Annotated in this window: 15 protein-coding genes; all 15 read right to left on the bottom strand. The window is 59.2% G+C overall.

Annotated elements, in window-relative coordinates; genetic code table 11:
- Positions 1-131: 131 nt before the first annotated feature.
- The 15 genes from NBG89_RS16740 to NBG89_RS16670 all read right to left on the bottom strand — a co-directional run bounded on the left by NBG89_RS16740 (position 132) and on the right by NBG89_RS16670 (position 21,818).
- Complete coding sequence (locus NBG89_RS16740; protein WP_028747250.1) at positions 132-1,166, bottom strand: aspartate-semialdehyde dehydrogenase; 1,035 nt, start codon at positions 1,164-1,166, stop codon at positions 132-134.
- A 113-nt stretch (positions 1,167-1,279) separates the two neighbouring features.
- Positions 1,280-1,498, bottom strand: a complete 219-nt coding sequence (locus tag NBG89_RS16735) for a hypothetical protein (RefSeq protein ID WP_431322721.1) — start codon at positions 1,496-1,498, stop codon at positions 1,280-1,282.
- A gap of 20 nt (positions 1,499-1,518) precedes the next feature.
- On the bottom strand, positions 1,519-2,739 hold the full coding sequence (locus NBG89_RS16730) for an OpgC family protein (RefSeq protein ID WP_431320863.1): 1,221 nt from the start codon (positions 2,737-2,739) through the stop codon (positions 1,519-1,521).
- Between the two features lie 100 nt (positions 2,740-2,839).
- Positions 2,840-11,359 carry a GH36-type glycosyl hydrolase domain-containing protein gene (locus tag NBG89_RS16725; protein ID WP_431320862.1) on the bottom strand — a complete coding sequence of 2,840 codons (8,520 nt, stop codon included), beginning with the start codon at positions 11,357-11,359 and terminating at the stop codon, positions 2,840-2,842.
- A 359-nt stretch (positions 11,360-11,718) separates the two neighbouring features.
- Entirely contained in the window at positions 11,719-11,883 is a 165-nt protein-coding gene (locus tag NBG89_RS16720) for a DUF1328 domain-containing protein (RefSeq protein WP_088693152.1), read from the bottom strand.
- A gap of 188 nt (positions 11,884-12,071) precedes the next feature.
- Positions 12,072-12,236, bottom strand: a complete 165-nt coding sequence (locus NBG89_RS16715) for a hypothetical protein (protein ID WP_431320861.1) — start codon at positions 12,234-12,236, stop codon at positions 12,072-12,074.
- A 123-nt stretch (positions 12,237-12,359) separates the two neighbouring features.
- The gene (locus tag NBG89_RS16710; protein WP_431320860.1) at positions 12,360-12,554 is read right to left on the bottom strand and encodes a hypothetical protein; all 195 of its coding nucleotides are present in this window, start codon (positions 12,552-12,554) and stop codon (positions 12,360-12,362) included.
- Between the two features lie 160 nt (positions 12,555-12,714).
- The gene (locus NBG89_RS16705; RefSeq protein ID WP_431320859.1) at positions 12,715-13,464 is read right to left on the bottom strand and encodes an ABC transporter ATP-binding protein; all 750 of its coding nucleotides are present in this window, start codon (positions 13,462-13,464) and stop codon (positions 12,715-12,717) included.
- Positions 13,461-14,294: an ABC transporter ATP-binding protein gene (locus tag NBG89_RS16700; protein ID WP_431320858.1), complete on the bottom strand. Its 834-nt coding sequence runs from the start codon at positions 14,292-14,294 to the stop codon at positions 13,461-13,463. Before NBG89_RS16700 ends, NBG89_RS16705 begins: the two co-directional genes overlap by 4 nt.
- Complete coding sequence (locus NBG89_RS16695) at positions 14,291-15,226, bottom strand: ABC transporter permease (RefSeq protein WP_431320857.1); 936 nt, start codon at positions 15,224-15,226, stop codon at positions 14,291-14,293. Before NBG89_RS16695 ends, NBG89_RS16700 begins: the two co-directional genes overlap by 4 nt.
- Positions 15,223-16,290, bottom strand: a complete 1,068-nt coding sequence (locus tag NBG89_RS16690) for an ABC transporter permease (protein WP_431320856.1) — start codon at positions 16,288-16,290, stop codon at positions 15,223-15,225. Before NBG89_RS16690 ends, NBG89_RS16695 begins: the two co-directional genes overlap by 4 nt.
- A gap of 18 nt (positions 16,291-16,308) precedes the next feature.
- The gene (locus tag NBG89_RS16685; protein ID WP_431320855.1) at positions 16,309-17,952 is read right to left on the bottom strand and encodes an ABC transporter substrate-binding protein; all 1,644 of its coding nucleotides are present in this window, start codon (positions 17,950-17,952) and stop codon (positions 16,309-16,311) included.
- A gap of 48 nt (positions 17,953-18,000) precedes the next feature.
- The gene (locus NBG89_RS16680) at positions 18,001-19,059 is read right to left on the bottom strand and encodes a dipeptidase (RefSeq protein WP_431320854.1); all 1,059 of its coding nucleotides are present in this window, start codon (positions 19,057-19,059) and stop codon (positions 18,001-18,003) included.
- 158 nt (positions 19,060-19,217) lie between these two features.
- On the bottom strand, positions 19,218-20,243 hold the full coding sequence (locus tag NBG89_RS16675) for an ABC transporter permease (protein WP_088693144.1): 1,026 nt from the start codon (positions 20,241-20,243) through the stop codon (positions 19,218-19,220).
- A 33-nt stretch (positions 20,244-20,276) separates the two neighbouring features.
- On the bottom strand, positions 20,277-21,818 hold the full coding sequence (locus tag NBG89_RS16670) for a sugar ABC transporter ATP-binding protein (protein WP_431320853.1): 1,542 nt from the start codon (positions 21,816-21,818) through the stop codon (positions 20,277-20,279).
- Positions 21,819-21,885 lie beyond the last annotated feature (67 nt).

Below are 21,885 nucleotides of genomic sequence, written 5' to 3'. Positions count from 1 at the left end.
CGGCCCGCTTTCGGCAATATTGTCACCGTCTTTGATTTGGCAAGCGCGGGAAGCCGTAAACGGCGAACCCGCGCCAAGAAAAGCCCTTACCTTATTAAGCCGGGCTTAACAAACCATAGTTAACAATTGGTTCAGGCTGCCTGCTTGCGCGGCTTCACAAGTCCGCGATTAATAAGCAGCTCGGCGATCTGGATCGCGTTGAGAGCAGCACCCTTGCGAAGGTTGTCGGAAACCACCCACATGTTCAGGCCGTTCTCGACCGTCGCGTCCTCGCGGATGCGCGAGATGTAGGTCGCATCTTCACCGGCAGACTCGTAGGGCGTGATGTAACCGCCGTTCTCGTGCTTGTCGATGACGAGGCAGCCGGGAGCTTCCCGCAGGATGTCGCGTGCCTGGTCGGCCGTAATCTCGCTTTCGAACTCGATGTTGACCGATTCAGAATGGCCGATGAAGACCGGAACGCGAACTGCTGTGCAGGTAACCTTGATCTTCGGGTCGAGCATCTTCTTGGTCTCGGCGAGAACCTTCCACTCTTCCTTGGTGTAGCCGTCTTCCATGAAGCTGTCGATGTGCGGAATGACATTGAAGGCAATGCGCTTCGTGAACTTCTTGTTCTCGATCGGATCAGCAACGAAGACGGCTCGCGTCTGGTTGAACAGCTCGTCCATGCCATCCTTGCCGGCGCCGGAAACGGACTGATAGGTCGAAACCACGACCCGCTTGATCTTAGCGAAGTCGTGAAGCGGCTTGAGCGCCACCACGAGCTGCGCAGTCGAGCAGTTCGGGTTGGCGATGATGTTGCGCTTGCTGAACTGGGTAACGGCGTCCGGGTTCACTTCAGGAACGATCAGCGGCACGTCCGCGTCGTAGCGCCACGCCGACGAGTTGTCGATGACGACGCAGCCCTGGGCACCGATCTTGGGCGACCACTTCTTGGAGACCTCGCCGCCAGCCGACATCAGGCAGATATCGGTGTCGGAGAAATCGTAATTCTCGAGGTTTGCGACCTTCAGCGTCTTATCGCCGTAAGAAACCTCTGTACCCTGCGAGCGCGCAGATGCAAGCGCGACGACTTCATCGGCGGGAAAACCGCGCTCGGAGAGGATATTGAGCATTTCCCGGCCAACATTTCCGGTCGCTCCCGCAACTGCAACTTTAAAACCCATTTCTCAAGCTCTCTTTCTCTTCTCTCCTCTTATCCGGTGAGGGGGAAAGCGCGAAAATATCGCGGCTTCCTTGTCCCCAGCCGAGCCGGGGAGAGAGCGGCAGGCCAGAGACGTCAGACGGTTTTCGTCGTCGTTTTGGCCTTGGTTTTGGAAGAAACCGGAACGGCAATATCCACCCCGGCACCTTGTGCCCGGTCATTGCATACAGCAATGGCGTGTTCGTCGCGAACCATGGATATTCCTTTTCCGCCGTTGCTCTTAAAAGGTTTTCCACAGGAGTCAAGGTTTTTACGATTAGATACGGAGGCGCGACGATGGGCGCACGATCGCAGCAGACGGATGCCGCTGACGTCTAGCGCCGATCCCGCGAACGATCAACGCGCACAGGAACCGGCATCATCCCTCGGCTGGGCAACCTGTTTCGGTCGCCTGTCTCGAGCTTGCGCTTGCGTTCAAGATGGTAGGCGTAGGCGAACTGGATGGCGATGCCGATAACCACAAAGACTGGCCCGATGATCCGGTCGTGGTTGTTGATGTAGAGCACCACCTGACCGACCATCGCCAGGATGGTACCGGCGACAAAGATGTTCAGCGAGTGGCGGCCGAGAACGGTCAGCGGATGGTCCGCTGACCGGCGCAGCAGGAGCGAGATTGCCGGAATATTGATGACGAGATACGTCAGCGCCAGAACGTGCAGCAGCCTCGGCAGAGACAGAAATGTTTTGTCGAAACCTGTCAGTACCGGCGGCAGGCCGAGTGCTGCCAACGCAATTCCGAAGCTCCAGAGTTGGCCGACCACCCAGGCAAAGGACAATACGACGTAAACCGCTGCAGCGGCAAAGAGGACCGGGTGCTGAGGCAGTTTGCCTCCACGGCGCACATGCATCATACCAACGATGCCGATCGTGAAGAGGAATTGCCAGGACAGTGGATTGAGGAACCAATAGCCCTCAATCAGCATGTTATGTGGCGCAACCTCATACACGCCCGCAAACAGCCAGACCGTGCCGGAGACGACCAGCGCGAGAAGAGGGCTTGCCGCGTTGAGCAGAAGGATGACCGGCACCATCAGCATCAAGGCCCCATACATCGGCAGGATGTTGTTGTAGCCGATCTGGTGTCCCAGCAGCACCAGCGAGGGAATGCCAGCCTTCAGATTGGTCAAGACAGCGAGGATGTTGATCTCGCACAGCAGGCCAGGGCGGTGGAAGATCCAAGCGCCGGTCAGGAACAGGGCGAGCGTCATGAACGTCGTTATCATGTGAGCCAGATAAAGCGTAAACGCCCGCTTCGTGGCCTTGGCCGCCGTCAGAAGCCACGCGCTCGGCTCAAAGCGCGTACCATAAGCCAAGCCGACCGCAATGCCCGAGATCAGAACGAAGGCTTCGGCCGCATCTGAGAAGCCGAAATTCTTGGTTGTAAGATTCTCGAAAATCTGACCGGGGACATGATTGATGAAAATCGTGATGAGCGCGAGTCCGCGTAGAACGTCCAATCTCGTATCACGTTTCGGCGTCGCTACCGTAACAGAACGTTGCTTGGCGCCAATCGTTCCCTCGAGCGCTATTGCCATGGACTTCTCCTGCTTTTCCGATTTGCAAACGCAGTTGCGGCCAAAAGGTTTCCCTTTTGGCCGCAACGAAACGCCGGATGATTAGCTAGGAAAAATGCTGTTATCCGACCGGATATCCCTCGTCGGGATCGGTGACTTCGCGTCCGTTGATGGTCACATCGTAACCTCTCGGATGGGACGATTTTGAGACCGAAATGAGGTATTTAGCACCTGTGTGCTCAATCTCGGCGGAGAAGCCGTCCCAGGCACTCGCCAGCGCTGGACGCACGTACAAGCGGCCATCCCTCACCCTGATGCCGAGGATGCCTTCGATGACCGCGCGATAGAGCCAGCCTGCGGAGCCTGTATACCAAGTCCAACCGCCGCGACCGCTCAGCGCGCCCTCACCGTAGACGTCAGCTGCGATGATATAGGGTTCGACGCGATAGCGTTCCGCCGAAACCGGGTCGCGGGCATGACCGATTGGATTCAGCAATTCAAAGCAACGCAGGGCATCGTCGCCGCGGCCAAGTTCGGCCAGCGCCAGGACAACCCAAGTCGCGGCATGGGTGTATTGGCCACCATTTTCTCGAACGCCTGGCGGGTAGGCCTTGATGTAGCCAGGATCCTTAGCCGAGTTCGCAAAGGGCGGTGTGAAGAGCCGAATGATCCGTGCCTCTGGATCGACGAGCTTATCCAGCACGGAGTTCATCGCCTTCGCCGAATGCGCCGGATCCCCCTCCCCGGACAGCACGCTCCAGGACTGGGCGATCGAGTCGATCTGGCATTCGAGGCTTTCCTTGGAGCCAAGCAAGCTGCCATCATCGAACGTGCCGCGCCGGTAGTGGGCGCCATCCCAGGCGACGGTTTCGAGCGCTGCCTTGAGCGTCGCGAGGTGCTGGGTCCACCGCGCCACGCGTGCCTTGTCGCCACGTTCCTCCGCATATGCCGAGAACGAACGCAGCGCGCCCGCCAGGAACCAGCCGAGCCAGACGCTCGTTCCCTGTCCGCCAATGCCGACACGATTCATGCCGTCGTTCCAATCGCCTCCGAGGAAGAGCGGCAGGCCGTTCTTGCCTGTTCGGGCGATCGCGAGATCCAGCGCGATGGCAGCGTGTTCGTAGACGCTCGCCTTATCTTCGGAGACTTCGGGCAGATAGAAGGAGTCGTGCTGTCCCTCGAGGAGTGCCGGCCCTTCCAGGAAGGCGAGTTGTTCGTCGAGGACGCTCTTGTCTCCCGTAACGCTGCAATAGTGATGGATCGCGTAGGCGAGCCAAACCACGTCGTCCGAAATCATCGTCCGGACGCCAGCGCCGGTGCCCGGCAGCCACCAATGCTGAACGTCGCCCTCGCGGAACTGGCGCGAGGCGGCATTCAGGATTTGCTTGCGGGCAATCGACGGCTCATGGATAACGAATGCCAACGTATCCTGCAACTGATCGCGGAAGCCGAAGGCACCGCTTGCCTGGTAGAAGGCCGTACGCGCCATGATGCGGCAGCCCAGGCTCTGGTACGGCAGCCAGGTATTGATCAGGTTGTTCATGCTCTGATCGGGCGTGGAAATCTGCAGCTTCCCGGTGAAACTCTGCCAGAACGCACGGTTTGCCTGGACAACGTCCTCGAAGGCAACCTTGCGGATATCGTTGATTAACGCCCGCGCCTCGGCCTTCGTCTTGGTATCACCGAGGAAGAAGCAGACATCGCGCTCCTCGTCCGGTCCGATCTCGATATCGATCGCGAGAACCGCTGCCGGGTCGCCGTCGAGCTCCGTCGCGCCGGAAAGGCCGGCTCCCGAATTCAGGGCGTGCGGCGCCTGGATCGTACCTGTCTTACCGATAAATTCGCGGCGGCTGGCCGTAAAGCTGGACGGCTTCTCACCGGCAACAAAGAAAGCGACCCGACCGGAATAATCGATGCTGTAGTTGTTGCTTGCAAACAGTGCGCCAGTCTCCTCGTCGTGCTCCGAGAGGATGAACGGTGCAGACTTCTGCGCATTGTTGCCCAGAACCCACTCGACGTACCCGTAGATCCGCAGCTTCCTTGGCTTGGAGCCGGCATTGCGTAGCCGGATTCGCTGCAGCTTGACCGGCTTTTCGCGGTCAACGGTCTGCGTCACCTCAAGCGCGATTTCGTTCTGTACGCTGGAGAATACCGAATAGCCCAGACCATGTCGTGCTTCGAAGCGGATATCTTGCCGCGTCGAGAGGTTTGCGAACGGAGTCAGTACCGCGCCACTATCCCGATCGACGACGTAGATCGCCTCACCAGGGCGGTTGATGACTGCGTCATTCGACCACGACGTCAGCTGGTAGTCGCGGGAGTTTGTGCTCCAGGTGAACCCCGCTCCTTCTGCCGACACATGGAAGCCGAATTTTTCATTCGAGATGACATTGATCCACGGATGCGGCGTCGCGTGACCTCCGGGAAGGCGGACGACATATTCGCGACCGTCGCCGGCGAAGCCGCCGATACCGTTCCAGTAATTGAGATCGCCTTCTTCCTCGATCACGACCTTGGATGGTCGTGAGGCTGGCGTCGGGGCGATCCGCTTGCCCGGTGACTTCGCGCGGTCGGCACGCTCCAGCTCCTGCTGCTCTTCCTTGCTTGGGGAAAACAGCGCGACGGCACGATTGATCTGATCGATAATCTTGCCGTTCTTGGCATGGAGCGTGACGCGCGAGGCCGAGATCAGTGCATGGTACGTTGATTCTTCCATCAGATCCTTGCGGACCGTGAAAATGTGCTGGCGCAAGCCATCGGCCTGTCCCATGCGGCGAACATTCTCGGCCATCTGATCGACTGCGTGCTGCATGTCTTGCGCATAGGATGAGGCGCGCTCGTTCATGATGACCAGATCGGCGGTGACGCCTCGCGAGCGCAGGTATTCCTGCGCAAGCAGCGCTTCCCTGACGATGTCGAGATCCATGTCGTCGTTTACGCGCAACGTGAAGATCGGGAAATCGCCGGAGATCGCCAGCGGCCAAAGTGATGACTGCGACTGCATGCCTGCGGCGACCGCGGCCGCATCAGCGCGCAGATACATATCCGGATAAACCAGATGGCGGCCCAGATGCTGGAAGGCTGCCGCCTGCTGGGACGTCACGCCGACATGGCGCATCTGAATCTGCGTGCGGGTCCAGGCCTGGACGAGCTCGTGGTTGAAAGCGTCCGCGTGGCGATACCGGTCAACAGCCTGATCCACCTCGTTGCGGCTCGGCGCAGCGATGGTCCAGAAGATCACGCTGACTTTCTTGCCGGGCGGTACGCGCACGGTGCGGCGAAGTGAGATAACCGGATCGAGGGTGAAGCCGTCGGTGCCGGAAAGGGTTGCGCCCGGATCGAAGGCGGCAGCGTTCGCGAGGCTGCGCCCACGGCCGAGGAACTTGCGGCGGTCCGTTTCGAACTCGGTGTGGCGCGAAGAGCCGGAGTTGTCGACGATGAGGTGGGCAACGGCCATGTTCGGCTCGTTCGGATCACGCTTGTTGCGTTCGACGCGGATGACGTCCCCACGCTTGCCGATCTCCGTCTTGACGAACATGCGAGCGAATGCCGGATGGGCGTTGTCGACGTCGTCTGTCGCAAGGACAGGCTCGAGATAGGAAGTTACCTCGATAAATCGATCCTCCGTCCCCGAGTTGATAAGCGTCAGTCGGCGTGCTTCGGCGTCATGCTCGGTGGCGACAATGCATTCGACCTCGCTCGTGAGGTCGCCCACCGTCTTGGTGAACTCCGCCTTTTCGTCGGCGAAGAGAACCTTGACCTGCTCGCCCTCGACACTCTTCGGCTCCGTGGTTGCCGACCACCATTCGTTGGTCGCCGTATCGCGAAGGAAGATGAAGGTGCCCCAGCGATCCTCGGTCGGATCGGCTTTCCAGCGGCCAACCGATTGGCCGTTCCACCGTGAATAGCCGGCGCCTGTCGCGGTCAGCATCAGCGAGTAGTGGCCGTTCGAGAGGAAAACCAGCTCGCGATCGCGCGAGGCCGGATCATAGATCTTGCGCAGTTCAGGACGCAACAGATCGTCCTGAATGCTGGCTGGCGTATCGGATTCGTGTTTACCGCTCATAACCGGAATATCCCGCGGTGCCTTCTCTTGCAGAAGGAGTTCAGCAGCCTCGATCACCGGATCCGAGTGGAAGAGTTCGCGCAAGTGGCCATTGAAGGCGACGTTCGCGACGGCCGCGATCGACATGCCATGATGGTGAGCATAATAGTTATAGACGACCGCGCAAGTCTTGCCTTCAGGCAGGCGGGTCGGCGTAAAGTCGACGGCGTCGTGGAAACCGAACTTGCCGAGTGCGCCGAGTTTGCGTAGGCGCTGGAGATTTTCAAGCGCCGCGTCGGGATTATACTGGCTGGCAAGGATGGAAGCATAGGGCGCGATAACCGCATTGTGGCCCAGGCCCCGCTTCAGGCCAAGCGACGGTACGCCGAAGTTCGTGTACTGGTAGTTGAGGTTATGGTCGCGCGCATTGAACGCCGCTTCCGAAATACCCCACGGAATCCCCAGCTTGCGGGCATGGTTCATCTGCTCGACCACGACCAGGTTGTTGGTCTGGTTGAGGATGCCTCCACCACGTTCCTGCATGACGAGCGGCGGCATCAGGTACTCGAACATCGATCCGGACCACGAGACAAGCGCACCGCGCGAGCCAACTGGAACGACCTGGCGGCCGAGACGGTACCAATGTTCCGTCGGTAGATCGCCCTTGGCGATGCCGAACAGGCTGGTGAGGCGGCATTCCGAGGCCAGCAGGTCGTAGCAGGCCTGATCGAGCTCGCCGCTTTCCACGCGGTAGCCGATCGAGAGCAGGCGCCTTTCGGGCCGGAACAGGAAGCCGAAGTCCATCGAGAAGGCGAGGTCGCGGGCCTTGTCGCGCAAGGCAATCAGGCGTGGACGCAGCGCATCGATGTTGGACAGATCGAAGGTGCTGTCCGAGATGTGGGCTTCGCAAACCTTGACAAGAGACTCGGCCCAGCGCGTGACCTCGACGCTCAAGGCGGACTTCACCTCATGATCGAGGTTGGCAGCAAGCTTTTGAATGTCGCGCGCGAGAACGGCGAGGTTGATGATGCGGATCGATGCGAACTCGTGCTCGCGCTTGACCGCTGCGAGCGCGTTCTGGAAGCCGATGATACGCTCTTCCAGACGACGACGCAGCGGGCGGACCGTCTTGCGGTCGTCCGGCAGTTCCGACAGCACTTCCGCGAGGATGCCTGCGGTGTCGCCGACACCATCGAGATTGCCTTGCATATGGGCGGAGGGCGCTTCCGCCCAGTTGCGGCAGGCCGATGAGATCGCGATCAGGTGGCCGGCGAGGTTACCGCTGTCGACCGCCGAAACATAGCGCGGCCCGAGCGTTTCGAGACTATCCGTGTGGTACCAGTTAAAGAGATGCCCGCGGAATTTCTCCATCTTGTCGATTGTCGCGATCGTCTGTTCCAGCCGATCGATGGTTTCCTCGAAGGAGAACCATCCGAAATGCCGGCCAGACACGACGGACAGCAGATAGACGCCGATATTGGTCGGGGAGGTGCGCGTCGCGACGATTACGTGCGGCGTCTCCTGAATGTTGTCCGGTGGCAGATAGTTCTGTTCGGCGGTGGTGAACGTCTCGAAATAGCGCCACGTGCGGCGGGCGATCTTGCGAAGCTCGCTGGAAACGGAATCGGCGACTTCAAGCCGGTCTTCTGTCTCTGCCGACTGGCTGACATAGTAGGCGACCAGCGGTGAGAGGATCCAGAGAAGCGCGAAGGGAACGCCGACGAGATAGGCCTTGTCGCCGGAGAGCGCCGCAAAGGCCAGTGCAAACAAGGCCAGTACCGGCGCATGCCACATCGCTTTATAATAAGAGAGGACCGTTCCCTGTTTGCCGGCCTGGACGCTGGCAGCCGTTCGCCATTGCAGCATCAGCTTGTGGCTGACAAAGAGGCGATAGAGCGAGCGGCCGATGGCATCGGCCATCATGCATGCGGAATCGGCGATGAAGATAATCCGAAGAGCGACCTGCGCGTTGGCGGCACGGATATCGGACCAGACGGTGTAGAGATGGGCGCGGGCGACGATATCGCTGGTCCGCGGGATGATGCCGTTGATGAGGGAGAGCGTCGGGGCGACGAACAGGCAGAAAATCAATAGGATCTGCCACACGAGCGCGCCAAGCGGGGCCATGAAATACCAGCCAAGCACCGAGGCGAAGAACCATGCGATTGGCGTCAGCGATCGGCGGAGGTTGTCGAACATCTTCCAGCGCCCGAGCCCGGTGACGCCGTGCTTCGGATTGAACATGTATGGCAGTAGCTGCCAGTCGCCACGCGCCCATCGATGCTGGCGCGAGGTTTCGACCTCATAGCGGATCGGGAAATCCTCGACGAGTTCCAGATCGGTGACGAGCGCGCAGCGGGCCATCGAACCCTCTAGCAGGTCGTGGCTGAGTACCGAGTTTTCATCGATACGGCCCTTCAGCGATGCTTCGAAGGCATCGACATGATAGAGGCCCTTGCCGGTAAATGTGCCCTCACCCGCCAGATCCTGATAGACGTCGGAGACGGTAAAGACGTAGGGGTCGAGACCACGGTTGATCGAGAAGACTCGCTGGAAGACCGAGGCATCCTTGCCTGTCGTCAGTGACGGCGTGACGCGCGGCTGTAGCACGCCATAGCCGCTTTCGACGCGACCGCTGGCCGGATTGATCACCGGACGGTTGATGGGATGATAGAGCTTACCGGCGAGCTTGGTGACCGCATCGCGCATCAGGCGCGTGTCGGCATCGAGCGTCATCACGTACTGAACGTTTGCCGGTACGATATTTGCGCCCGGGAGATAGGTGGTATCGCGGTCGCCGCGGAGCAGCAGATTCAATTCATGCAGCTTGCCGCGCTTGCGCTCCCATCCCATCCAGGCGCCTTCGGCTGGATTGTAGAGTCGACGACGATGCAGGAGGTAGAAGCGCGTCTTGCCATCGAAGGCATAGCGCGCAGAGAGGTTCGCGACTTCGCGACGGGCATAGTCCAGCACCTCGAGATCGGCGGATGTTTCCTCGACCTGGCTGTCCGGCCAGTCGCTGAGAAGCGCGAAGTAGATTTCGCCACGTGGGTTGGCGAGGTAGTGAACTTCGAGATTGCGGACGAGTTCATCGACGCTGTCGCGGTTGGAGATGAGGCAGGGGACGACCAGTAGCGTCCGGGCTTCCTCGGGAATGCCCTCCTTGAACTCGTAGCCGACCAACCGGGCCGGTGTCACGAAGAACGACAGCACCGTATTGAAGAGACCAGTTGCTCCTTCCGAGGCAGGGAGGGAGAACATGACCAGCAGGATCGCGATCTCAAGCGGCCCCATGCCGGCATTGGCCATGAACTTGCCGACGATTGCCATGGCAATGATGGTGAGCAGGATGACTGGTGCGGCAATCGAAAGCCAGTTGAAACGGCGGACGGTTCGGACGAAGTGCTGCGTTGCGGTCGGGCTATAGTTCGCGCGCGCTTCGAGCTTTGGCCTCTGCGCGCCCGTCAGGAAGCCGCCGACATTCGGTTCGTGCGGCTGCGTCTCGCCGGAGGTCTTCGCCTCCTCAGTCATGTCGAGCGCCAACTGGGCGATCTCCATTTCCGACAGGGGCGAGCGCTTCGCAAGCTTTTCAATCTGCTTGCGATACTTGTTGCGCGAACCGGAATCGAGATCGCCGTAGTCGGAATGATCCCACAGCAGTTTGTCGACATGGCTGACCTGTTCGACCCAGACCGACCATTCCGTGTCGTCGATCTCGCGCAGACCGCGTATGATGTTACCCATCGTGACGTTACCGGAGGACAAGCGGCTGTGCTCCGCCATCGTCGTCTCTTCGGTGTCGCGACCGAGGGCTTCAAGGCGCTCATCGAGCCAAGCGATCGCCACGCTCGATGCCTGCGACCCATCGCGCATGCGGTAGAGGAATTGCGTTGCGAAGGTATTGTCTTCGGCAAGAGACTCGAGCGACCTGAGATACTCGGCCGCCTTTGCCGGGTCAGTCAGCCGCACAAGCTCATCTGCAGCCTCGTTGGCACGCCGGCGTAACCGGCGGCTGCGCTCGACGCGGATCGAAATGCGACGCAGATTTTCCACGAGTACATAGCGAACAAGCGACGGCAATGCCCAGAGTTCACCGATCCTTAGTGTTTCGCTCTGCTGGAAGCCATCGACCAGGGCCGTCAGGCTTTCCTGCGAGATCGAGCTGTGGGTGTGGGCGACATAAAGCCATGCGAGGGCCAGGGTGCGTGGGATCCGTACACCGCCGACGTCGATCGTCGGCAGTTCCCGGTAGAAGCGCCGCGGGAAGTCACGACGGATTTCCTGGATCGCTTCCTCGACGATATAATGGTTGTCGAGCAGCCATTCCGCTGCGGGAGTGATCGTTTCACCCGATTCCACGTCCGTTGCTGTCGTGCGGTAAACCCGCAGGATTTCCTTCTCGTTTTCCTTGTGTCGCGCGAAGAAATCGAAAGGCGCAAAAGCGGGCAGCGAGTCGACGCCACGGGCGGCGACGGAGGCGCCTATTCCCCTGATATCCTCGATGGAAAGATAGGTTGAGCGGATCGAGTCATTGTGATCGATCTGCTTCGTTTCGGACTCGCGGGACGGGCTCGGAGACGTGGCGGAAATGGACATGGGTTCGGTTCTGGATCCAAGCAAAGTTATGATGATTGCGTAGCCTTTTGCACTGCCAAATATGACTACCACATGAACAGCGCCGAGGTTTCGTGATCTCGGACAGCAAGATCGAAACGGCAATCAATCGACGATGCGAAACGGTTTAAACGCGACCTGTGCGGCTACGCGCGAAGACGGCTCCGTTGCGCCCTCCACCCTTTTGGAGCCATTTCGAGAAAGTTGGACACCATTGCGATAATTCAAGTCAAGATGTTTCAAAGGATGCAATCCGGCGGCGTGCGGATATCACCTGCGGTCGAAAGGAAACCGGCGCTCAGGCAAGCGCCGGTTTCCGATTTCACATCAGCGTTTTTTCGTCAGGCGCGCCGCATGAGGCGCATAACCAGCGAGACAACGAACAGAATTATGAAGATGAAGAAAAGCACCTGAGCGATGGATGCCGAAGCACCTGCAATGCCGCCAAAGCCCAGTACGCCGGCAATCAGCGCTACAACGAGAAATACAAGTGCATAATAAAGCATGGCGATCTCCTTTGTCTTTGCTGATCAAATAACGGGAGGTCGCCCTATTGGTTCCGTTGGAGGTCCAAGGCCTGGTTCAGCCAAATAGAAAAGGCGCGTCCAAATCGACGCGCCTTTTGAAATACCGGCAGCCAAACGTGGTCTGGGGCAGCATCCTTCGTCTGCCGCAAGTCTGCGTACTCTTTGGCTTAACCTACGATGCCAAAGACGAGGGCTGCGACGAAAACAAATGCCGCCGTGACAAGGGTTGCGTGAACTGCAAGCTGGATCTTGCTACGGGTCGTGCCAGGTTTCTTGGTCTGGACGGAACCATACTGATTCACATGAGCGTGCGAGATACCCAAGTCTGCCATGTGCTGCCTCCGTTTCTCCGCGCTTCTTTTTTGTTAGAGCGTTTTCTTATTTTCTCTATCTGATAGGTAGAGATAAAATTCTGTCCTGCCAGGGGGGCGTTAAAAAATCCGTCCCTTCGGCGATCAGACGAGAGTTCTCCACGCCCAGAGCAAGGAACGATCCTCTCCGCTACCCTGATGGATCTTGGCCGGCGCTTCGGGCGTTTCGAGCAACCGCCGGTCTTTCTCTGCGGGAATGGAGGTCGAGGCTGGAGCTTCTCTATCGGTTTTGGCCGGTGGATGCAGATATCCCATCGTCATGCCGCCGAGAAAAAACATGCCTGATCTCCATGATCACGAAAATTAACGGGCGTTAACCGGATCATGACAGAAGTAAGGCAAGTGTCAATAGTCTAGTTGAATGGTCGTGTTTTAGTCGATCGTTAAGGCTGAGGCCCGGAGAGTCCCAGCGAAATCAATTCGTTGAAAGGATTGCCCTTCAAGCTTTGACAAAACCCTTGCTGGCGACCATCAAATTTCGCGTGTAATCCTCGGTAACGGCTGCCTGTGCCAGTTGGGCCGAGGTTAACCGCTCGACGACGGTCCCGTTTCGCATCACGGCCAGTTGATCGCACATGTGGGTGACGACGCCGAGGTCATGACTGACCATTACGAAGGTAAGGCTGCGATCTCGCCGCACCTCTTCGAGCAGGTTCAGAACCTCCGCTTGTACGGAAGCGTCAAGAGCCGAGGTCGGCTCATCAAGCAAGAGAATTGACGGCTCGACGATCAGCGCGCGGGCAATCGCAACGCGTTGACGCTGACCGCCGGAAAGCTGATGCGGATAACGAAAACGGAAGCCGTTCCCAAGCCCGACCTCATCGAGGGCGCGGGCAATCCGCGTGTCGCTATCGCCGATGCCGTGTATCGCCAGCGGCTCGAGCAGCAGGCGATCGATGGTCTGGCGAGGGTGCAGGGATCCGTAAGGATCCTGGAAAACCATCTGCACCTGTCTGTAGAAGGCCTTTGATCGCTTCGAGCCGGCGAGTGGCTCGCCATGAATTTTGATGGAACCGCTTGCCACTGGCGCCAGGCCGGCAACGGCACGAAGCAGCGTCGATTTTCCCGATCCGGATTCGCCGACCAGGCCGAATGACTCGCCGGTTTCGATATCGACACTGACGTCCTTGAGCGCATGGAAGTGATCATAGATGACGCTCAGCTTGTCGACTGAAAGTGCAATGCTCATGCGGCCCACTCCGGCTTGCGATCGAGGACCGGCAACGGATGCCTGCTTTGGCCAATTTGGGGCATGCAGTTCAACAGACCCTGCGTATAGGGGTGGCGCGCATTCTTAAGCTCGGATGCCTTGAGTTCTTCGACGACCTTGCCGGCATACATAACGATGACGCGGTCGCAGAAGGATGAGACGAGGCGCAGGTCGTGGGATACGAAGATCAGCCCCATGCCGCGTTCCGACACGAGCCGGTCCATGATCCTGAGAACGTCCAGCTGGACCGTGACATCAAGTGCGGAGGTCGGTTCATCGGCGATCAACAGCTCCGGATCGGCAATCAGCATCATGGCGATCATGGCGCGTTGACCCATGCCGCCCGAGACCTCGTGCGGATAGAGGTCGAATACTCGTTTCGGATCGCGGATCTGCACGGCCTCCAACATGGCAAGAGCCCGGTCTCGCGCCTCTGCCTTGCCGACTTTCTCGTGGGTCCTCAGCGTTTCGCAGATCTGCCGACCAATCGACATAACGGGGTCTAGCGAATATTTCGGATCCTGCAGAACCATCGCGATGCGTTTGCCACGCAACCGGCGGCGTTGCTTGGCGGATACGGCGAGAAGATCAATGCCGTTGAAATCGAGCTTGTCGGCTGAAACGATGCCGTGCTTCGGGGTCAGACCCATGATGGCGCGCCCCGTCTGGGATTTGCCGGAGCCGGACTCGCCGACGATGCCGAGGCGTTCCTTGCCAAGTGTAAACGAGACACCGCGGACGGCTTCGATCACGCCGGTGCGCGTGGGATAACTGACCTTGAGGTTTTGGACGGTGAGGAGATCCGTCATTGGCCGCTCTCCTTGGGGTCGAGAGCGTCGCGCAAGCCGTCGCCGAGCAGGTTGAAGCCGAGGCTCACGATCAGGATGGCGAAACCCGGCATAGCTGCCACCCACCACTGATCCAGGATGAAGCGCCGGCCAGACGCAATCATCGCGCCCCATTCGGGAAGCGGCGGTTGGGCCCCGAGACCGAGGAAGCCGAGGCCGGCAGCCGTCAGGATGATGCCGGCCATATCGAGCGTCACGCGAACGATGAGCGAGGAAAGGCAAAGCGGCATCACGTGCCGGACCACAATCCGCAAGGGTGATGCGCCCATCAGCTTGACCGCAGAAATGTAGTCGGATCGCCGCACGGTTAGCGTCTCCGCACGTGCGATGCGCGCGTAGGGCGGCCAGGAGGTGATCGCAATCGCGATGATCGCGTTCTGGATGCCAGGTCCAAGAGCCGCGACGAAAGCGAGGGCAAGCACCAGCTTGGGGAAGGCGAGGAAGATATCGGTAACGCGCATCAGCGTCGCATCAACCCACCCGCCGGCATAACCCGACACCGTTCCAACGATCAGGCCGATCGGTGCCGAGATGGCTGCGACGAGAACGACGACGAGCAGCGTCAAGCGGGAGCCGTAGATGAGACGCGAATAGATATCGCGGCCCTGATCGTCCGTGCCAAACATGTAACCCTCGGTGCCGGGCGGCAGCAGACGAGCGTTCTTCAGGTCGCCCACGATCGGCGAATGGGTTGCGAGCAAGTTCGCAAAGGCAGCCACAAACAGGAGGGCGATGATGATCACGAGACCTACGACGGCCAGGCGGTTTGCGGTGAATTGCCGCCAGGTCACGTAGGCTCGGCCCAAGCGAGCCTGCGTGCGTGACTGCGGCCGATCGGAAAGCAACCACTCACGGCGGCTCAGCGGCGCTGATTGATTTGCGGGAACCGTCATCGGCTTCGCGTCCTAGGGTCAAGCGTCCGGTAGAGAAGGTCGGACAGAAGATTGATGCCGATGAAGACCGTGCCAATGACGATGGTACCACCGAGGACGGCGTTCATATCCGCGTTCTGAAGGGAATTGGTGATGTAGAGTCCGATACCAGGCCAGGAGAAAACCGTCTCCGTGAGCACCGAACCCTCAAGCAAGCTGGCATACGAGAGTGCAATGACGGTGACGAGGGGTACGGCGGCGTTGCGTAGCGCATGAGCCCAGATCACCCTGGTTTCCGAGAGCCCCTTGGCGCGCGCCGCAACCACATATTCCTGGCTCAGTTCGTTGAGCATGAAGCTGCGGGTCATGCGGCTGATGTAGGCAAGCGAGAAGTAGCCGAGCAGCGAGGCGGGCAGAATGATATGGCGGAAGACGTCGTAGAAGACGTCCCATTGGCCCTGCATGGCGCTGTCGAGCAGATAGAAGCCGGTTATCGGCGTGAAGCTGTATTCGAAGACGATATCGATGCGGCCGGGGAAGGCAACCCATCGCAATTGCGCGTAGAAGATCACAAGCGAGATGAGCGCTAGCCAGAATATCGGCACGGAATAGCCGATCAGCCCGATCACACGGACGATCTGGTCGGCGATGCTGCCCCGGCGAACGGCGGCCAGCACACCGAGCGGCACGCCGATAACCGAGCCGATGATCGTCCCGAGTGTTGCGAGTTCGATCGTTGCGGGAAAAACGCGCCTAATGTCGACCATCACGGGGTTGGTGGTCAGAACGGAGGTTCCGAAGTCACCCGAGAGAATGCTCTTCAGATAAATGTAGAACTGCTGGTAGAGCGGCAGGTCGAAGCCGAGCTCGCGGCGGACACGTTCAACGACATGCGCAGGCGCGCGGTCGCCGAGAATCGCAAGAACTGGATCAATCGGCACGACGCGGCCGATGAAGAAGGTCACGGCCAAAAGGCCAAGATAAGTCGTGACGGCGGCGACAAGAAATCGCCCGACAGCTTTGGCAATGGGAACGGCACGGCCCTGTTTGGGCCGTGCCTCCATCTTTGTTTCAACGATGCTCAACGGATCAATCCTGCCGGATTATTCCTTACCAATCGGGCCGACATAGTTGGTGTCGAAGCTCGGGCCGAGTTTGAAGTCCGTCAGGCTCTTGCGGGCGCCTGCCACTTCGATCTGCTGGAAGATGATTACGAAGGGGCTGTTGGCAAGGAACTTCTTCTGAATGTCCTCATACATGGCAGCGCGCTTTGCGCCGTCACGTTCGAGCAAGGCAGCCTTCGTTTCCTTCTCGAGTTCGGGCGCTTCCCAGGTATTGCGCCATGCGAGCGTCTTGACCGTACCGGCGTCCGAGTTGTCCGGGTTGGTGGTGAAGGTATCGGCATTCGAGTTCGGGTCGAAGTAGTCCGAACCCCACTGGCCGATGTACATGTCGTGCGTACGCGCACGGAACTTCGTCAGGGTCTGCTTGCCGTCGCCGGGGATGATTTCCATCTTGACGCCGGCCTGGGCGAGCGACTGCTGCATGGATTCCGCAATACCAGTTACCGGCTGCGTGTTGCGGACGTCCATCGTCACCGAGAAGCCGTCCTTCAGGCCGGCTTTCGCAAGCAGTTCCTTGGCCTTGGCCACATCGAGCTTGTACGGATTTTCATCAAGCGCGCCGAGCTGGCCCTTCGGCAGGAAGGTCTGGTGGATTTCGCCGATGCCCTTGATGAGGGTCGAGCCGATCGCATCGTAGTCGACGAGGTATTTGAAGGCTTCCTGAACTTCCGGCTTCTTCAGGTTCTCGTTCTTGGAGTTGAGGCTGACGTAGTAGACGGTGCCCTTCGGCGCGCTGACGGTCGTCAGTTCGGCATTCTTGGAGACTGCATCCAGGTCACCGGGCTCCAGGTTGCGGGCGACGTCGATATCGCCTGCTTCCAACGCAAGGCGCTGCGCAGAGCTTTCCTTCATGAAGCGATAGATGACGCGATTCAGCTTCGCCTTATCGCCATAGTAATTGTCGTTGCGTTCCATCACGACAACTTCGTTGGCACGCCACTCGCGGAGCTTGAAGGCACCGGAGCCGGCGTAACCGGTCTTCAGCCACTCGTTGCCGAAATCGTTGTCATACTTGTAGTCGGCGCTCGGCGTCACGGACTTGACGTGATCCATGACCAGCTTCTTGTCGACAACCGAGGCAACGGTTGCCGTCAAGCAGTTCAGAACGAAGCTCGGCGCATAGGGCTTGTCGACGGTGAAGACGAAAGTGCCTCCATCAGTCGCCTTTGCCTTCTCGGTGACGTTGTCGCCATTGATGCCGAACTGGGTGATGATGAAGGCCGGGCTCTTGTCGAGCTTGACGGCTCGCTCGAAGGACCATGCGACGTCTTCGGCGGTAATCGGATTGCCGGAGGCGAACTTCATCCCGGGCTTCAGCTTGAACGTATAGGTCAGGCCATCGTCGGAAACCGTCCAACTCTCGGCGAGGTCGCCTTTGACCTTCGACGTGTCGCTCATGTCGAGACGGACGAGCAGGCTGTAGGTGTTGCTCGTGACTTCGGCCGTCGACAGCTCGAACGCCTCGCCCGGGTCCATGGTGATGATGTCGTCAATGGCGAAGCCTTCGACCAGCGTGTCCTTCGGCGTTTCCGCAAAGGCAGCGGGTGCGGCGGCCATCATGATCGACAGAGCGGCGCCTGCCGAAAGCAGACGGAAAGTGCGGTTAAATTTGCTGACTATCATGGTTTTTGTTCCCCTGTTTTCCATTTCAATGCAAAGCGATAGGCAAGCTTAGGCGGCCTCTTCTCCCCACGCCGAAGCCAGAATTCTCAGCCAGTTCCCGCTGGCCAATTTTTCGAGATCTCGTGCACCATAGCCAACACGCTGGAGGGCGACAATCAGCTTCTGGTTACCTGCGGCATCCCCGATTTCTTCGGGAATGGTCGCGCCGTCAAAGTCCGAGCCGAGCGCGACGCAGTCGATGCCGACGCGCTCGACGAGATAGTCGATGTGGCGCACCATGTCGCTGAGCGGTGTGTCACCATCGGAACGACCGTCGCTACGCAGCATTGCCGTCGCGTAGTTCACGCCAACAAGGCCGCGCCTTTCTCTGATGGCGTCGAGCTGCTTGTCGGTGAGGTTGCGGGCGACCGGCGTCAGCGCGTGAGCGTTGGAGTGGCTGGCGACGAGCGGCTGATCGGTCGTCTTTGCGACATCCCAGAAGCCCTTCTCCGTGATGTGCGCCAGATCGATCAGAATGCCGAGCCGGTTGCATTCGCGTACCAGGGCAAAGCCGGCTTCTGTCAGGCCGGGCGCGGTGTCCGGCGACATGGGGAAGGCGAAGGGCACGCCGTGGCCGAAGATATTGTGACGGCTCCACACAGGTCCCAGCGACCGCAAGCCAGCGGCATGGAATACTTGGAGTGCCGCCAGGTCCGCCCCGATGGCCTCGCAGCCTTCCATGTGCAGCACCGCGGCGAAGACGTCGTCGGCCATGGCTTTGCGAATGTCCTTGACAGTGCAGCATAGGCGCCAGGCGCCAGCGCGGTCCAGGCGAAGCGCGATCGCGGCCATTTCCGTGGCGATCCTCAGCGAGGAAAGCGGCTCCAGCGGAGCGGCAAGCGGCGTGACGTAGTGGCCATTCTTGTCGGGATCGGCAAAAACGAGATCACCGGAGGGCACGTAGATTGCGCAGAGGCCACCTGCCAGTCCGCCAGCCTTGGCGCGCGGGGCATCGATATGGCCCAGATCGATACCGTTTGAGAATTCAGCGACCGGATCGCCGCCATCCCGTTCATGTGTCCAAAGCCGGAGGAGGACGTCGTTGTGGCCGTCGAATACGAATTGCATCTGCGTTCCTGTGTGCCCGGGCGGGCGATATGAAGAGCGCAGAATAGAAAAGCTAGCGGAATACGCTACCCTTTTTTTTCAGAAATCTTTCTGTTCCGTGTCGATGGTTAGCGCAAACGAAAAACGGGAGCCGAGGCCCCCGTTCCGAATTGCTTTCGTCAATGCTTCGCGCGTTTCTTCTGTCGGTAAACGTCGATCACGACGGCGGCCACAATGATCAGTCCTTTGACGATCTCCTGGTAGTAGGCATCAACCCTAAGGAAGGTGAAGCCCGAGGTCATCACGCCGAGAATGATCGTGCCGATAACTGTGCCGGTGATACGGCCGACGCCGCCTGTCAGAGACGTACCGCCGATAACGGTCGCGGCGATGGCGTCCAGTTCGTACATGACGCCCATGCCGGCCTGCGCGGTCTGGGCGCGGGCTGCAGTGACCACGCCGGCAAGACCCGCCAGCAGACCGGCGATCGCGTAAACCTTGATCAGGTGGGCTTCGATATTGATACCAGATACACGTGCGGCCTGCAGATTAGCGCCGATTGCGTAAGTGAACTTGCCGTAACGGGTATAGCGCAGAGCAATATGGAAGATCAGCGCAACGACGAGGAACACAATCACGGGCCAAATGCCTGTCCCGATGAAGTTGAACTGGTCGGTGAGACCGGAGACAGGTTGACCCTTGGTATACCACTTGGAAATGCCGCGTGCCGAGACCATCATGCCAAGCGTGGCGATAAACGGCGGGATCTTGGTCCTTGCGATCAGCTGCCCGTTGATAAAGCCCGCTGCGAGGCCGATGAGGAGACCGACGCCGATCGGGATGAAGAATGGCAGGTCCGTCAGCGAAGGATAGAGCGCCCGCGGCCAGGTCGATGCCTGCGCAAAGCTTGCCGCAATCATCGCCGTCATGCCAACGACAGAGCCGGATGACAAGTCGATGCCGCCGGTGATGATGACTTGTGTCACACCCACCGCGATGATGCCGATGACGGAGACCTGAAGGATCATGATCGTCAGGCGCTGCGAATTGAACAGGAAACTCTGGCCGATAAAGATCCAGCCGAGAATTTCATAGATAAGCGCAATGCCGATCAGGACGAGAAAAATACTGAGCTCGGGCGGAACGCGCCGTCTGCGAGCTCGCGTTGCGAGTGGGGCTGTGGCCTCAGCTGCGTTGGTATTCATGATTATCCTCCCTTCGGTTCCCGAGCCCGCGCGTCACTGCGCTGCAAGCTCCATCACCTTGATCTGCGTTGCTTCGTCGCGATTGAGAAAACCGGTTACGCGTCCTTCATGCATCACCATGATGCGGTCGCTCATGCCCAGCACTTCCGGCATTTCCGACGAGATCATGATCACGGCTACTCCGCTTCTCGCCATCTCCGTCACCAAACGATGGATTTCGGCCTTGGCGCCGACATCGATGCCGCGTGTCGGCTCGTCGAGAATGAGGATCTTCGGATTGGTAAGCAGCCAGCGACCAATCAGGACCTTCTGCTGGTTGCCACCGGAAAGGTTTTCCACGCGCTCGTCGAGATTGGGTGTCTTGACCCGGAGTTTCTTCGCCATGTCTTCGCAGGTTGCTTCGATCGAGCTTTCCTGCACAAAGCCACCCTTGACGAACCTATCCTGGAGAACGGCGATCTGCATATTCTCGAGAACGCTCAGAATCAGCAGGCAGCCCGTGTCCTTGCGGTCTTCGGTCAGGAACGCCATGCGGTTCTGGATCGCAACGGTAGGCGAGACGATGTCCGTCTTCTTGCCGAAGAGTTCGATCGTGCCTGAGGTCGCCGGCGTTACGCCGAACAAGGTCTCCGCGACATTCGATCGGCCTGATCCCACAAGTCCGGCGACGCCAAGGATCTCGCCCGATCGGACATCAAAGGAAACGTCATGGAAAACGTTGTTCAGTGAGAGGTTCTTGACCGAGAGCACGACGTCGCCGATCGGGACCTCCTCTTTCGGAAACATCTGGGTAATCTCTCGGCCAACCATCATGCGGATGATGTCGTCACGCGTGACATCTGTCGACGCATGGGTGCCGATATAACGGCCGTCGCGGAACACAGAGAACTCGTCGGCGATCTCGAACAGCTCGTTCATCTTGTGTGTGATGTAGACGATCCCAATGCCCTGAGCCCTGAGGTCGCGAATGATCCGGAAGAGATGCTCGACCTCGCGCTCGGTCAGTGCCGATGTCGGTTCATCCATGATCAGGACGTCTGAATTGTAGGAGACTGCCTTGGCGATCTCGACCATCTGCCGATTAGCGACGGAAAGTTCGCGAACCTGAATCTCCGGGTCGATGTCGATATTCAGTCGTTGAAACAGCTCGTCCGTCTGGCGGAACATTGCCGCGTGATCGACGAAGCCGAACCTGTTCTTCGGCTCGCGCCGGATCCAGATGTTCTCGGCAACGGTCATATAGGGCATCAGGTTCAGCTCCTGATGGATCATCGCGATACCATTTTCCAACGCATCGAGCGGCGATTTTAGCTGAATCTCGACGCCCTTGAGGCGCACCTCACCCTTATCGGGGATATAGATGCCAGCGAGGATTTTCATCAGCGTGGACTTGCCGGCGCCGTTTTCGCCCATCAAGGCGTGCACGGTGCCGCGTTTCAGCTGGAACTGGACGTCGTCGAGTGCAACAACGCCTGGAAACTCCTTGCGCACGCCTTCGGCGCTCAGCAGGTATTCCGCATTCGGAATAGCGCCGCTGTGACGCACTGCGGCCATTGTAGACGGGCTGACAACCATCTCATTCCTCCCGGACACGGATTGAAGCTTGGGATGCGGAACCGTGTGTCCGCACCCCATTTCTCCG

It is taken from the genome of Rhizobium sp. YTU87027, assembly GCF_050644135.1.
Lineage (GTDB): Bacteria > Pseudomonadota > Alphaproteobacteria > Rhizobiales > Rhizobiaceae > Rhizobium.
Note: the sequence above shows the minus strand (reverse complement) of the source record. Positions and strands in the feature narration are given on the sequence as shown.

Bases quoted from the DNA above. Each gene is read 5' to 3' on its own strand.
- NBG89_RS16740 (WP_028747250.1), bottom strand. From the start codon at position 1,166: ATGGGTTTTAAAGTTGCAGTTGCGGGAGCGACCGGAAATGTTGGCCGG.
- NBG89_RS16730 (WP_431320863.1), bottom strand. From the start codon at position 2,739: ATGGCAATAGCGCTCGAGGGAACGATTGGCGCCAAGCAACGTTCTGTT.
- NBG89_RS16725 (WP_431320862.1), bottom strand. From the start codon at position 11,359: ATGTCCATTTCCGCCACGTCTCCGAGCCCGTCCCGCGAGTCCGAAACG.
- NBG89_RS16720 (WP_088693152.1), bottom strand. From the start codon at position 11,883: ATGCTTTATTATGCACTTGTATTTCTCGTTGTAGCGCTGATTGCCGGC.
- NBG89_RS16715 (WP_431320861.1), bottom strand. From the start codon at position 12,236: ATGGCAGACTTGGGTATCTCGCACGCTCATGTGAATCAGTATGGTTCC.
- NBG89_RS16710 (WP_431320860.1), bottom strand. From the start codon at position 12,554: ATGTTTTTTCTCGGCGGCATGACGATGGGATATCTGCATCCACCGGCC.
- NBG89_RS16705 (WP_431320859.1), bottom strand. From the start codon at position 13,464: ATGAGCATTGCACTTTCAGTCGACAAGCTGAGCGTCATCTATGATCAC.
- NBG89_RS16700 (WP_431320858.1), bottom strand. From the start codon at position 14,294: ATGACGGATCTCCTCACCGTCCAAAACCTCAAGGTCAGTTATCCCACG.
- NBG89_RS16695 (WP_431320857.1), bottom strand. From the start codon at position 15,226: ATGACGGTTCCCGCAAATCAATCAGCGCCGCTGAGCCGCCGTGAGTGG.
- NBG89_RS16685 (WP_431320855.1), bottom strand. From the start codon at position 17,952: ATGATAGTCAGCAAATTTAACCGCACTTTCCGTCTGCTTTCGGCAGGC.
- NBG89_RS16680 (WP_431320854.1), bottom strand. From the start codon at position 19,059: ATGCAATTCGTATTCGACGGCCACAACGACGTCCTCCTCCGGCTTTGG.
- NBG89_RS16675 (WP_088693144.1), bottom strand. From the start codon at position 20,243: ATGAATACCAACGCAGCTGAGGCCACAGCCCCACTCGCAACGCGAGCT.
- NBG89_RS16670 (WP_431320853.1), bottom strand. From the start codon at position 21,818: ATGGTTGTCAGCCCGTCTACAATGGCCGCAGTGCGTCACAGCGGCGCT.